Annotated in this window: 10 protein-coding genes; 5 read left to right on the top strand and 5 right to left on the bottom strand. The window is 36.5% G+C overall.

Translation table 11 applies throughout. The features are described from left to right. Positions 1-8: 8 nt before the first annotated feature. A complete protein-coding gene (locus C0975_RS03605) occupies positions 9-563 on the bottom strand; it encodes an NAD(P)H nitroreductase (protein ID WP_101775029.1) in 555 nt (184 codons plus the stop codon). Between the two features lie 122 nt (positions 564-685). Here C0975_RS03605 and sppA point away from each other — a divergent pair, with 122 nt between their 5' ends. Together sppA and C0975_RS03615 are read left to right on the top strand one after the other, a co-directional pair. Then, complete coding sequence (gene sppA, locus C0975_RS03610) at positions 686-2563, top strand: signal peptide peptidase SppA (protein WP_101775030.1); 1878 nt, start codon at positions 686-688, stop codon at positions 2561-2563. Between the two features lie 82 nt (positions 2564-2645). After that, complete coding sequence (locus C0975_RS03615) at positions 2646-3020, top strand: cytochrome b562 (protein WP_101775031.1); 375 nt, start codon at positions 2646-2648, stop codon at positions 3018-3020. Positions 3021-3101: 81 nt separating this feature from the next. On the opposite strand, the gene uspE is transcribed toward C0975_RS03615, so the two are convergent. The 4 genes from uspE to ttcA form a co-directional block, all read right to left on the bottom strand. Further along, positions 3102-4040, bottom strand: coding sequence for a universal stress protein UspE (gene uspE / locus C0975_RS03620; RefSeq protein ID WP_101775032.1), 939 nt, complete (start codon positions 4038-4040; stop codon positions 3102-3104). A gap of 113 nt (positions 4041-4153) precedes the next feature. Beyond that, on the bottom strand, positions 4154-4912 hold the full coding sequence (locus tag C0975_RS03625; RefSeq protein ID WP_101775033.1) for a fumarate/nitrate reduction transcriptional regulator Fnr: 759 nt from the start codon (positions 4910-4912) through the stop codon (positions 4154-4156). Between the two features lie 280 nt (positions 4913-5192). Next, positions 5193-5717 carry a peptide-methionine (S)-S-oxide reductase MsrA gene (msrA, locus tag C0975_RS03630; RefSeq protein ID WP_101775034.1) on the bottom strand — a complete coding sequence of 175 codons (525 nt, stop codon included), beginning with the start codon at positions 5715-5717 and terminating at the stop codon, positions 5193-5195. A gap of 79 nt (positions 5718-5796) precedes the next feature. Continuing rightward, a complete protein-coding gene (gene ttcA / locus C0975_RS03635) occupies positions 5797-6735 on the bottom strand; it encodes a tRNA 2-thiocytidine(32) synthetase TtcA (protein WP_101775035.1) in 939 nt (312 codons plus the stop codon). A gap of 316 nt (positions 6736-7051) precedes the next feature. Between ttcA and mukF the strand changes: the two genes are divergently transcribed. The 3 genes from mukF (at position 7052) to mukB (ending at position 13754) form a co-directional block, all read left to right on the top strand. Then, positions 7052-8377 (top strand): chromosome partition protein MukF, encoded by a 1326-nt coding sequence (gene mukF, locus C0975_RS03640; RefSeq protein ID WP_101775036.1) that lies wholly within the window; start codon positions 7052-7054, stop codon positions 8375-8377. A 164-nt stretch (positions 8378-8541) separates the two neighbouring features. Then, on the top strand, positions 8542-9267 hold the full coding sequence (mukE, locus tag C0975_RS03645; RefSeq protein ID WP_101775037.1) for a chromosome partition protein MukE: 726 nt from the start codon (positions 8542-8544) through the stop codon (positions 9265-9267). After that, positions 9267-13754 carry a chromosome partition protein MukB gene (gene mukB / locus C0975_RS03650; RefSeq protein ID WP_101775038.1) on the top strand — a complete coding sequence of 1496 codons (4488 nt, stop codon included), beginning with the start codon at positions 9267-9269 and terminating at the stop codon, positions 13752-13754. The genes mukE and mukB overlap by 1 nt, the downstream gene beginning before the upstream one ends. Positions 13755-13779: the final 25 nt, after the last annotated feature.

A 13779-nucleotide genomic window follows, 5' to 3' on the forward strand; every position in this document is an offset into this window, starting at 1 on the left:
TAAGTTTACTATGCTAAGTAGTGAATAAATTCATTAATATCTTGTACTTTTTTCTCTCTTTCTAATTTTTCTTCTGTTGTTCCTATCATTAATAAAGCAATCACTTTATCATTTTTTTGGCAATGAAATGCTTTACGCAAAGCGCTACCATCCACCCATTTTCCAGTAATCCAAACATTGGCAAAACCTTGTGCATTTGCAGCTAATTGAATCGCATAAGTTGAACAAGCGGCACTAAGCATTTGTTCCCATGCTGGCACTTTTGTTTCCTTATTTATTTTTGCAATTACGGCAATAACCATCGGTGCTCTTTGTGCCAAATTTTCAGCTTTTTTAAATTTCTCACTGCCAAGCTCAAATTCATATACTGTTTCTTTCAATAGCGTACCAAATTTTTTTAATGCGTCTCCTTCGATAACAACAAAGCGATAAGGATGTAAACGTCCATGATCTGGTACATTCAGTGCAGCTTGAAAAATGAGTTGTAATTGAGTTTTATTTGGTGCAGGTGCAGTGAGTTTTTTTTCTGAACGACGATTAATAAGTAATTGTAACGCATCCATGAGATTCTCCTTATATCAAAGTGCGGTCGATTTTAGCATATTTTTGCTGGAACGTTTATTGCAAGTCGAGTTTGTGGTATGTTAGCCCAACCTATTTTTTCTCTTCCTACTGATGAGGTTTTATGCAAATTTTACGTGTGCTGACATTTTGTTGGCGTATTTTAAATTTTATTCGTGATTTAGTCATGAATATTGTTTTCTTATGTTTTGTTTTATTACTTGCGGCATTAGTTGGTATTTTTGCTAATACAACAAAAACGCAAAATACGATACTAAATGGTGATCAAGGGGCGTTGTTACTCAATTTAGATGGCTATTTAGCGGATAATCGAGAAGATAACACTTCTTGGCAAAATGCCTTAAAAGAACTTGATAATCAACATGTCCCTCGTCAAATTTCAACTTTTGATGTAGTATATGCCATTGAAAATGCAGCAAAAGATGAGCGTATTCGAGGACTAGTTTTAGATTTAAATTTCTTTGAAGGTGCCGATCTACCAGCAATTGAATATGTCGGGCAGGCAATTAAAACTTTTAAAACAACGAATAAGCCAGTTGTTGCTTTTGCCGATCGTTTTAGTCAATCTCAATATCTATTAGCGAGTTATGCTGATGATATTCTCATTAATCCAATTGGTTCTGTTGAAATTACCGGATTACGTCAAGAAAACTTATATTTCAAATCTATGCTGGATATGTTAGATGCGACTGCCAATGTATTTCGTGTTGGTACTTATAAATCAGCAGTAGAACCATTTTTACGTGATGATATGTCACCTGAAGCTAAAGCAGATTTATCACAATGGCTTAGTAAAATGTGGGATAACTATAAACAAGTTGTTGCCGAAAATCGTCAAATTGAGCGTAATTTAGTACTACCTGATGCGAAAACTTATGTAAAGGAATTACGTGCTTTAAAAGGAAATAATACAGCCTATACTCAGCAACGCAAGCTTGTCACTGGGTTAGCGAGCCGCTTAGAAATAGACGATAAATTAGTCGAACTATTTGGTGAAGATGAGGAGGGGAATGCTAAGTTAATTGAGTTGGACGACTATTTATCGGCTTTACCTGATCGTATGTTTGAAAAAGGAAAACATAAAATTGCAGTAGTTAATGTAGAAGGTGCAATTATTGATGGGGAAAGCTATGAACATGAAGTTGGCGGTGACAGTATTGCCCGTTTATTACGTCAAGCTTTTTATGATGATGAGGTAAAAGCTGTTATTTTACGTGTTAATAGTCCTGGTGGTAGTGCTTTTGCTTCTGAAATCATTCGCCAAGAAGTGGATAACTTACAACAAGCCGGCAAACCAGTAGTCGTATCAATGGGATCAGTGGCGGCTTCTGGTGGATATTGGATTTCAAGTACCGCAGATTATATTGTGGCAGATAAAAACACAATTACAGGTTCAATTGGTATTTTTGCAATGTTTCCAACGTTTGAGAAAACAATTAAAAAAGTTGGAATTTCTGCTGATAGTGTATCTACTTCTCCATTAAGTAATCTTTCTAGTTTTAGCGCATTATCTTCAGAAATTAATGATGTATTCCAACTTGAAATTGAGCATGGTTATGATCAATTTTTATCATTGGTTAGCCAAGGCCGTGGATTATCTAAAGAACAAGTAGATAGCCTTGCGCAGGGCAGAATTTGGCTAGGTGAAGAAGCATTAAAACATAAACTTGTTGATGAGTTAGGAAGTTTTGATGTTGCTGTTGCAAAAGCAACTGAACTGGCTAATCAAGCTTTAGAAGAAAGTGAAAAACCTGAAAATTTTGCGCTGGAATGGATGGTTGAAACTGATGATAGTTTGTTTGGTAGTTTGTTACGTGATTTGAAACATAATATGCAATTGTTTGTAAAACAGACTTTATCAGAAAGTGTTGGTGTACCAAATGAATATTATAAAGTACGACAACAATTAGGTTTATTAAACAAGATGAATGATCCTAAAGGACAGTACTTATATTGTTTAACTTGTAGCGCAATAAAATAAGATTAGTTAGAATAGCCGAACCATTGAAAATTCTTTTGATGGTTTGGTTATTTTTTTATTTCAATTTGTGGGAGAAAATAAGATGAATAAATTAAAGCAATTACTTTCCGTTGCAATTATTGGTTTAGCTGTTGCAACGGTATCGAATGCGAATGTGCGCGCTGAAATGAATCAAATGAAAGGCGTAGCATCAGCATTGACTAATGCAAATGATGTAGCAACATTTCAAAAAGCAGCAAAAGAATTACGTGATTTAGCTGTTCAATCCGCTGAAAAGAAGCCATCAAGTATTGATAATGATGCTGATTTTAAAGGCTATCAAGAAGGGATGAAAGAATTCATTGCTATGATTGATGAAGCAGATAAACTTGCACAAGAAGGCAATTTAGACGCAGCAAAAACAACTGCGAAAAAACTTTTTGATATTCGTAATGAGTATCACAAAAAATATAAGTAAGTTTTTCACTAAAAAGTAATACAACAGCCTGTTAAATAACAGGCTGTTTTTTATAAAATTCTCTCAAAACTGACCGCACTTTTAGTCATCTAAATCTGTTTTGTTAGGCTTAATTGCAAGTAGGTTACAGCTGAGCTTATTAATGACATGCTCCGCCGTATTGCCTAAGAATGCAGCCGATAAACCTGTACGTCCGATAGTACCTAAAACCACTAACTCTGCTTCTAATTCTTGTGCAACTTGTGGAATCACTTCTTCAGGAAAGCCTTCTCGTACGTGGGTATGATCATCATCAATACCAAATTGTTGGCGTAATGTCTTCATGTTGAGTAGATGTTGACCACGTATATTTTTCTCATATTCACCGCTATTAAATTCGGGTAAATCAATAGCCATATTAACAGGCGTCGGCGGATAAGCTGTGACTAAATGCACATTACCACGCTCAAGATTATCTGCTAAATCAATACCTAGAGAAACGAGTTGTTCATTAAACACTTTATGATTTTTTTCTTCATCATCAGCAACGTTAACAGCAATTAAAATACGACGTTGGTGTTTCCAATCACCATCTCTCACCATTAATAACGGTTTAGGGCATTTACGTAAAAGTTGCCAATCCATCGGCGTGAAAATAAGCGAAGTAATACTTTCTTCTTCTTTAGTGTATTTCACTACTAAATCATATTGATTTTGTTCAACTTCATGGGTAATAGCTTCTGCTTCATTGCTGTGCCATACCACAACAGCTTTAAATTCAATGTTAGGATCAGCATATTTATCTAAATAAGGTTGAATAGCGAGGGTTCTTTGTGCAATAACGCCTTGATGCATTTCTTCTCGTTCTTCAGAAGAAAGCAATGCTGACATTTCATAAGAGAGATCATAAACAGATAAGAAGACAGTAATATGCACTTTTTGGCTGCTTTTTTGCTCCTTTGCTAAACGAACTGCACGTGCTAGTGCATACTGTTTCTCATTTTCAGGATTTAAAACGACAAGTATATTATTGAACTTCATAACAACCTCCATTGCTGATTGGGTTGTCTATAGGATAGAAAAGATTTAAATAAATAACAAGGTAAGATATTGAAAAAGGTGATCTAGTGCAATTATTCATTGCACTAGATTTTTTAGATGCCCATACGGATATTGGTTTTTGTTGTACCTGACAATTCAATTAAGGCCACCATATCATTAATTGTAATATATTTGCCTTGCACAGATAGAATACCCATTTTTTGTAACCGACCTAATAAACGGCTAATCGTTTCAACAGTTAATCCTAGATAATTACCGATATCACCACGTGTCATGGTTAAACGAAATTCACGTGCAGAAAAACCGCGAGCAGAGTAGCGTCTGGATAAGTTATAAATAAAAGCCGCTAAACGCTCTTCGGCGTTCATTTTTGATAATAATAAAATCATTTCTTGATCATTTTTAATTTCATTACTCATTAGACGCATAATTTGCTGGCGCAATTTAGGCATTTTGCCTGATAAATCATCTAAAATATCAAAAGGAATTTCACATACCATTGAAGTTTCAAGTGCTTGAGCAAAACTTGGATGCTCCATGTTCATAATTGCATCGAAACCGACTAAATCACCGGGTAATTGGAAAGACGTAATTTGTTCTTCTCCCGTTTCGCTAATTGTATAAGTTTTAATCGTGCCAGAACGAATTGCATAAAGAGAGGTAAGTTGATCTCCTGCTTTAAATAAAACCTGAGATTTCTGTATTGGTTTTTTACGTTCAATGATATTATCAAGCTGATCAAGCTCTTGTTCGTTTAATGTAAAAGGAATACAGAGCTGACTAATGCTACAATCTTGACAATGAATCGCACATCCACCAGATTGCACTTTGCGCCCAATTTTAGTGTCCATAGATAAAACCTTAATTAATACAGTAAAATAGTATAAAATTGATCTATCTCAAATAATATCATCAAATGTTAAAATTAAGAAGTACTAAATATCATCAAGAGAGAGAAAAATGGCAGCAGAAAAGTTAACCAAAAAACGTCTAATTCAAATATTGATTATGCTAGGAATTTTGTTGTTTTTATTTTTCTATCGAACCTATTTATATATATAAAAGTATGCTCAGTTTTGAGAATGTTTAATAATAAAAAGGCACATTTATGTGCCTTTTCTCCTTAATCGCTTATTTCCAAATTTCCGCAAACTTGACTTTCGCTTTTAAAAATTTTGGTGTCGCGACTAAATTGCAATAAGTATTTTGTGGATTTTGCAACAAATAACCTTGATGATAATCTTCTGCTGCGTAGAATGTTTGTGCAGGCATAATTTCAGTTATAATTTTGTCAGCAAAGTGCGGTTGTAATTCAATCACTTTTTTCTCTGCTAATGCTTTTTGTTGAGCATCTAAATAATAAATACCACTACGGTATTGTGTACCAATATCTGCTCCCTGACGGTTTAATTCGGTTGGGTTATGGATAGAAAAGAAAATCTCTAATAACTTTTCATAATTAATTATTGCTGGGTCAAAATCCACTTTAACTGCTTCCGCATGCCCTGTTTCTCCAGTGCAAACCTCTTTGTAAGTTGGATTTAACGTTGTGCCATTGATATAGCCTGAAGTGGCTGTTTCAACCCCTTTAATTTGGTTAAACACAGCTTCTACACACCAAAAACACCCACCTGCAAAAATTGCTTGTTGAAGCATAATCTCTCCTTAAATTTATGTTCTTTGATTTATTATTTTGTCGTGTTGAACGAATAATTCTTACACAAAAATGCTAAATTCATTGGACTTCTCTAAAACTAATCATACCATTTTCTGCAAAATCCGCTTGTTCTTCATCTGCTTGAATAATAGGAGTAGTAGAGAAATCAGGTTTATCAAAAGCAATATCACCTTCAACGTATTCTAAGATTTGACCACGCTTAATATTTCTAAAATCAAAGAGACTCGCATCACATAAGTGAGAAGGTACGATATTTTGCATGGCACTAAACATGGTTTCAATACGTCCTGGGTATTGACGATCCCATTTTTGTAGCATTTCTTTGACGACTTGACGCTGTAAATTTGGTTGAGAACCACATAGGTTACAAGGAATAATTGGAAACTGTTTTATTGTTGCATATTTTTCAATGTCTTTTTCTCTACAGTAAGCGAGTGGGCGGATGACAATTTGTTTACCATCATCACTAATAAGTTTCGGCGGCATACTTTTTAATTTCCCACCATAGAACATATTTAAAAATAACGTTTCTAACATATCATCACGGTGATGACCTAATGCGATTTTTGTTGCACCTAATTCCGTTGCAGTGCGATATAAAATACCGCGTCTAAGACGTGAACAAAGCGAGCAAGTGGTTTTTCCTTCAGGGATTTTCTCTTTCACGATACCATAAGTATTTTCTTCGACAATTTTATATTCTACACCAATACTAGTTAAATATTCTGGTAGGATATGTTCTGGAAAACCAGGTTGTTTTTGATCTAAATTGACAGCAACGATATCAAAATGAATTGGAGCATTAAGGCGAAGATTTAATAAAATATCAAGTAATGTATAGCTATCTTTGCCACCAGAAAGACAAACCATCACTTTATCACCATCTTCAATCATATTAAAATCTGCAATGGCATTGCCTACATTACGACGTAAGCGTTTCTGTAACTTATTGAAATTATAAGTTTGTTTTTTATCTTGTTGCATTATATTGTTCATCATTTTTTCTGTTTACGATTAAAATCTGCGTATAGTAAGGCTTAATCAGCATTTTTTCCATTAGAAATTATTTTTTCCTAATTGCTTAAGTAAGATTTCTGATATGTTTCGTTGAATAATAAGAAGAAAACAAGTGATCAATTTGATAACCTACATAAGCCTTTTATATCGCTTAGATCCACTCCTGAAAGCAGGCTAATGCTTTAGTCACAGTTTTTTTATTTAAAAATACGTTTCTTCACTGAAAATTCATTAAAATTTTGCTACAATTGAGAACAATTTTTTGCTTAAATTTATCCAGTTGTGAGACCTTTTAATGCTTGAAACATCTCAAACTATTCCTGAATTAGTTTCTTGGGCAAGAGAACGTGAGTTTTCCCTTAATTTATCTACAGAACGTTTAGCGTTTTTGTTGGCCATCGCTATTTATAATAATGAACGTTTAGATGGCGAAATGTTAGAAACTGATTTAGTCGACATTTTTCGCCATATTTCTCACGCATTTGAACAATCTTCAGAAACTGTCGCGACTCGTGCTAATAACGCAATTAATGAGTTAGTAAAACAACGTTTTTTAAATCGTTTTAGTAGTGAGTTTACTGAAGGTCTTTCTATCTATCGCTTAACACCTCTAGGTGTTGGTGTTTCTGATTATTATATTCGTCAACGAGAGTTTTCGGCTTTACGCCTTTCTGTGCAGTTATCTATTGTAGCAGATGAAATTCAACGTGCCTCCGAAGCGGCAGAAGAAGGTGGAGATGAACATCATTGGCGACGTAATGTATTTGCTCCGCTAAAATATTCTGTCGCAGAAATTTTTGATAGCATTGATTTATCCCAACGAGTTATGGATGAAAATCAACAAAGTATCAAAGAAGAAATCGCAGAGCTTTTAACAAAAGATTGGCAAGCAGCTATTGCTAGTTGTGAACATTTGTTAGATGAAACTTCAGGCAATTTACGTGAGTTACAAGATACGCTTAATGCGGCAGGTGATAAATTACAAGCACAATTATTACGTATTCAAGATTGTGTGATCGGTCAGGAAAATTTATATTTCGTAGAGCAATTAATTACTGATTTACAATCAAAATTGGATCGAATAATCAGTTGGGGGCAACAAGCGATTGATTTATGGATTGGCTATGACCGCCATGTGCACAAGTTTATTCGTACTGCGATTGATATGGATAAAAATCGTGTATTTTCTCAACGTTTACGTAACTCAATTCATCATTACTTTGAACATCCTTGGTTTTTATGGACGGCACAAGCAGAACGTTTAATTGATTTGCGCGATGAAGAATTAACATTAAGAGAAGAAGATGCATTAGGTGAATTGCCAGAAGAATTGCAATATGAGTCTTTAGCTGATTTGCATGATCAAATTGTAGAACATATGCAAGGCTTGTTAATTGATTACCGTGAACATAATCGCCCCATTAATTTAAGTTTAGTATTAAAAGAGCAGTTAGAAAATTACCCTGTCACAAAACATTTTGACGTGGCACGTATTATTGTTGACCAAGCAGTGCGTTTAGGGTTAGCAAAAGAAGATTTAAGCGGTATCTATCCACATTGGGAGCCGATTAACCAACGTGGTGCAGAAGTACAGGCACATCCAATAGATGAATATAAATGATGAAAAAATACATTTATTTGCCAAATAGAAGGAATTAAAAAATACTGGAAATTATCCTCAAATAGATAAAAAACCGAATTTAAAAGCAGTTTGCTTACGATTAAGGAAATCAAAAAGCGCTTGCTAATTATTCATTTAGATAGAGTCAAAATAGAGAACAAACAATGACAGACAATCTTCAAGATCTCATTTCAACTAAACTCGCTGCGGCGATTGCAAATCCATTATTTCCTGCTGTGGATAGTCAGTTGCGTGCTGGTAGACATATTAGTCTTGATCAATTAGATAACCATGCATTTCTCATGGATTTTCAAGGTGAGCTTGATAATTTCTATCGCCGTTATAATGTCGAGTTAATTCGTGCACCAGAAGGTTTTTTCTATTTACGTCCTAAAGCAACAACCTTAATTGCACGTTCAGTATTAACAGAACTGGAAATGTTAGTGGGAAAAGTCCTGTGTTATCTCTATTTAAGTCCTGAGCGTTTAGCACAGCAAGGCATTTTCTCTATGCAAGAAGTATATGATGAATTACTTAATTTGGCAGATGAAAATAAGCTACTAAAAGCAGTTAATCAACGTTCATCAGGTTCTGATTTAGATAAACAAAAATTAGCTGAGAAAGTACGTGCTGCACTTAATCGTTTACGTCGTTTAGGTATGATTCATATTATAGGTGAGCAAAATAGTGGCAAATTCACGATTTCTGAGTCGGTATTTCGTTTTGGCGCGGAAGTACGTTCTGGTGATGATCCTCGTGAAGCACAGTTACGTTTAATCCGTGATGGAGAAGCCGCAACACCTGAATCACTAGCGCTAGAAAAACAGGCTAATGCAGGATTGGAAAATGATGAAATTGAAGATGAATTAGATGATGAGGAACAAGCATAATGTCTGAAGAATTAGCACTTGAAAACATTGAACAAGCGGAAACTATTGTCCCTCAAACTCTCTCTCTCCAACCACATAATGTACCGCGTGGTAAATTCCGCTCATTAACTTTGATTAACTGGAATGGCTTTTTCGCACGCACATTTGACTTAGATGAACTCGTGACTACGCTTTCAGGGGGGAATGGTGCGGGTAAATCAACTACAATGGCAGGATTTGTTACTGCACTTATTCCTGATTTAACGCTTTTACATTTTCGTAATACCACAGAAGCGGGAGCAACTAGTGGATCGCGTGATAAAGGTTTACATGGTAAATTGCGTCCAGGGGTGTGTTACGCTGCATTAGACACCATTAACTCACGTAATCAACGTATCATTGTTGGTGCCAGACTACAACAAGTGGCTGGTCGTGATAAGAAAGTTGATATTAAAACTTTCTCAATTCAAGGTTTATCACTAGCACAAAATCCAACCGCTGTTTTTACTGAAATTGTTGGTGAGTGCCAAGCGCGTGTGCTTTCATTAAATGAATTAAAAGAGAAAATTGAACAAGCTGGCGCACAGTTCAAACAATATCATTCTATTACCGATTATCATGGCATGATGTTTGATTTGGGCATTATCCCAAAACGCCTTCGTTCTTCTTCTGATCGTAGCAAGTTTTATAAATTGATTGAGGCTTCACTCTATGGGGGAATCTCAAGTGCAATTACGCGTTCTTTACGTGATTATTTATTGCCTGAAAACTTAGGTGTACGTAAAGCATTTCAGGATATGGAAAGCGCGTTACGTGAAAACCGTATGACTTTAGAAGCAATTAAAGTCACTCAATCTGATCGTGATTTATTCAAACATTTGATTACAGAAACTACGAATTATGTGGCATCAGATTATATGCGCAATGCCAATGAACGCCGTGGGAACATTGAAAGTGCGGTAGGTTTTCGTCAAGATTGGTATCGTGCGAAAGCAGAACAACATCTTTCACAACAACGTTTAATTGAATTAAGCCGAGAATCCGCTGAACTACTAGAAAGTGAAAAAACACTGGAAGTTGATCATCAAAGCGCAGTTGACCACTTGAATTTAGTATTAAATGCGTTACGTCATCAAGAAAAAATTTCACGTTATCAAGAAGATGTTGCAGAGATTACAGAACGTTTAGAAGAACAAAAAATAGTAGTTGAAACAGCAACAGAACAACTTGAAGAAACGCAAGCACAAGTTGAGCAAACAGAACATGAAGTCGATCAACTGCGTGCACAACTTGCAGATTATCAACAAGCACTAGATGCTCAACAAACTCGCGCCTTACAGTACCAACAAGCAATTCAAGCGTTAGAAAAAGCGAAAACATTGTGTGGCTTAGCAGAGTTAAGTGTAAAAAATATTGAGGCTTATCATGATGAATTTGACGCTCATGCCGAAAGTTTGACTGAAAAAGTGCTTGAATTAGAACAGAAAATGTCAATTTCTGAGGCGGCTAAAACTCAATTTGATAAAGCCTATCAATTAGTATGTAAAGTGGTTGGCGATATTCCACGTTCTGCTGCGTTTGAGCAAGCCAAAGAATTATTGCGTGAATATCCACGCCAAAAGGTACAAGCTCAACAAACACCTCAATTGCGAGCGAAATTACATGAACTTGAACAACGTTATGCCCAACAACAAAGTGCGGTGCGTTTATTAAAAGATTTTAATCAACGAGCGGCGCTGAACTTAGAAAGTGCAGAAGAATTAGAAGAATATTATGCGGAACAAGAAGCTTTACTTGACGATGTCAGTGTTGAGTTATCCGAACAAGTAGAGCAACGTTCAACACTCCGTCAAAAACGTGAGCAATTGACCGCACTTTATAATGAAAACGCACAAAAAGCGCCAGCTTGGTTAACTGCACAATCTGCTTTAGAACGTTTACGGGAACAAAGTGGGCAACATTTTGTAGATAGCCAAGATGTCATGAACTTCATGCAAGCACAATTAGTGAAAGAGCGTGAATTTACGATTGAACGTGATCAGCTAGAACAAAAGCGTCAGCAGTTAGAAACACAAATTTCACGTCTAAATCAACCTGATGGCTCAGAAGATGCACGCTTAAATGTATTAGCAGAACGTTTTGGTGGGGTATTACTGTCAGAACTTTACGATGATGTGCCTATTGAAGATGCGCCTTATTTCTCTGCATTGTATGGACCTGCACGCCACGCAATTGTCGTACGTGATTTAGCGATTGTTAAAAGCCAGTTAGAACAGCTTGAAGATTGTCCTGATGATTTATATTTAATTGAAGGTGATCCTACTGCTTTTGATGATAGTGTACTTTCCGCGCAAGAATTGGCACATGGCGTCGTCGTGCAAGTATCAGAGCGTGAATTACGTTACTCAAAATTCCCTGACATTCCATTATTTGGACGCGCAGCACGTGAAAAATATTTAGAAGAATTACAAGTTCAACGTGATGAAATCGCAGAACAGTATGCGCAGCGTGCATTTGATGTGCAAAAATGTCAACGTTTACATGAACATTTCAGTCAATTTGTCGGTTTACACTTAGCGCTTGCATTCCAACCAAATCCTGAAGTACTTATGGCTGAGATCAGCCAACAGCGTAATGATATTGAACGTGAGCTAAATGGTTTTGCGACAACAGAGCAACAACTTCGGATTCAATTAGATAATGCAAAAGAAAAAGTCCAATTGTTGAATAAAATTCTGCCACAATTAGCGCTTTTAGCAGATGAAAGTTTACTTGATCGTATTGAAGAATGCCGTGAGCAGTTAGACATTGCAGAGCAGGATGAGTTATTTATTCGTCAGTATGGCGTGACATTGTCACACTTGGAGCCTGTTGCAAATACTCTACAAAGTGATCCAGAAAATTACGAGCGCTTAAAAACGGATTATGAGCAAGCAATTTCTCAACAAAAGCAGGTGCAACAGCGTTTATTTGCTTTAGCTGATGTAGTTCAACGTAAAGCACATTTTGCTTATGAGGAACGTGTTCAGTCAGAAACCTCTGAATTAAATGAACAATTACGTGCAAGACTAGAAGAAATGCAGCAGCAACGTGATCTCCAACGTGAGCAGCTCCGTCAAAAACAAGCGCAGTTTGGCAATTACAACCGTGTGTATATTGAGCTACAAACATCGTTTAATAATAAAAACCAAATGTTGCAAGAATTGCTCCAAGAAGTGGGTGAGCTCGGTGTTCGAGCTGATGATGGTGCAGAAGAGCGAGCCAGGCAGCGTCGTGATGAATTGCATCAATTACTATCAACTAATCGGACACGTCGCGCACAAGTCGAAAAACAACTCACTCTTATTGAAAGTGAAGCAAATAGTTTGAGTGCACGTATTCGTAAAGCAGAACGAGATTACAAAACACAGCGTGAATTAGTGGTGGCGGCAAAAGTCAGTTGGTGTGTGGTGATGCGTTTATCACGTGGTAGCGATGTAGAAAAACGCTTAACTCGTCGTGAGTTTGCGTATTTATCTGCGGATGAATTGCGCTCAATGTCGGATAAAGCTTTGGGCGCATTGCGTACTGCGGTTGCAGATAACGAATATTTACGTGATAGCTTGCGTTTGTCAGAAGATAATCGCAAACCTGAGAATAAAGTGCGCTTCTTTATCGCAGTGTATCAACATTTACGTGAGCGTATTCGTCAAGACATTATTAAAACAGATGACCCAATTGATGCGATTGAACAAATGGAAATTGAGCTTTCTCGTTTAACTGATGAGCTGACACGTCGAGAACAAAAATTAGCCATTAGTTCTGAAAGTGTGGCAAACATTATGCGTAAGACGATTCAGCGTGAGCAAAATCGAATTCGTATGTTAAATCAAGGCTTACAGAATATTGCTTTTGGTCAGGTGAAATCTGTACGTTTAGTGGTCAATATCCGTGATACTCACGCTATGTTGTTAGATGCGTTATCTGGTAGTCAAGATGAATATCAAGATTTATTCACGGATAATCGTATGACGTTCTCTGAAGCGATCGCTAAGCTATATCAACGCTTAAATCCACATATTGATATGGGGCAACGTACTGCACAAACTATTGGTGAAGAATTACTTGATTATCGTAATTATCTTGATCTTGAAGTCGAAGTGTATCGCGGTGCTGATGGTTGGTTACGCGCAGAAAGTGGGGCGTTATCCACGGGTGAAGCCATAGGTACAGGTATGTCTATCCTATTAATGGTTGTACAAAGCTGGGAAGAAGAATCGCGCCGTATTCGTGGTAAAGATATTATCCCTTGTCGCCTATTATTCTTAGACGAGGCTGCGCGTTTAGATGCGAAATCTATTTCAACCTTGTTTGAATTGTGCGAACGTCTAGATATGCAACTTCTAATTGCAGCGCCTGAAAATATTAGTCCTGAAAAGGGGACTACCTATAAACTAGTGCGCAAAATTGCAGGTAGCCAAGAACATGTTCATGTAGTCGGTTTACGTGGTTTTGGCGCGACAGAGTAGTAAAACATAGAGAAAGTGCGGTCAA

Origin of the sequence: Pasteurella oralis, from assembly GCF_002850605.1 — a bacterium.
Classification (GTDB): Bacteria; Pseudomonadota; Gammaproteobacteria; order Enterobacterales; family Pasteurellaceae; genus Pasteurella; species Pasteurella oralis.

Excerpts from the sequence above, each read along its gene's own strand:
- C0975_RS03605 (WP_101775029.1), bottom strand. The coding sequence starts at position 563 with ATGGATGCGTTACAATTACTTATTAATCGTCGTTCAGAAAAAAAACTC.
- sppA (WP_101775030.1), top strand. The coding sequence starts at position 686 with ATGCAAATTTTACGTGTGCTGACATTTTGTTGGCGTATTTTAAATTTT.
- C0975_RS03615 (WP_101775031.1), top strand. The coding sequence starts at position 2,646 with ATGAATAAATTAAAGCAATTACTTTCCGTTGCAATTATTGGTTTAGCT.
- uspE (WP_101775032.1), bottom strand. The coding sequence starts at position 4,040 with ATGAAGTTCAATAATATACTTGTCGTTTTAAATCCTGAAAATGAGAAA.
- C0975_RS03625 (WP_101775033.1), bottom strand. The coding sequence starts at position 4,912 with ATGGACACTAAAATTGGGCGCAAAGTGCAATCTGGTGGATGTGCGATT.
- msrA (WP_101775034.1), bottom strand. The coding sequence starts at position 5,717 with ATGCTTCAACAAGCAATTTTTGCAGGTGGGTGTTTTTGGTGTGTAGAA.
- ttcA (WP_101775035.1), bottom strand. The coding sequence starts at position 6,735 with ATGAACAATATAATGCAACAAGATAAAAAACAAACTTATAATTTCAAT.
- mukF (WP_101775036.1), top strand. The coding sequence starts at position 7,052 with ATGCTTGAAACATCTCAAACTATTCCTGAATTAGTTTCTTGGGCAAGA.
- mukE (WP_101775037.1), top strand. The coding sequence starts at position 8,542 with ATGACAGACAATCTTCAAGATCTCATTTCAACTAAACTCGCTGCGGCG.
- mukB (WP_101775038.1), top strand. The coding sequence starts at position 9,267 with ATGTCTGAAGAATTAGCACTTGAAAACATTGAACAAGCGGAAACTATT.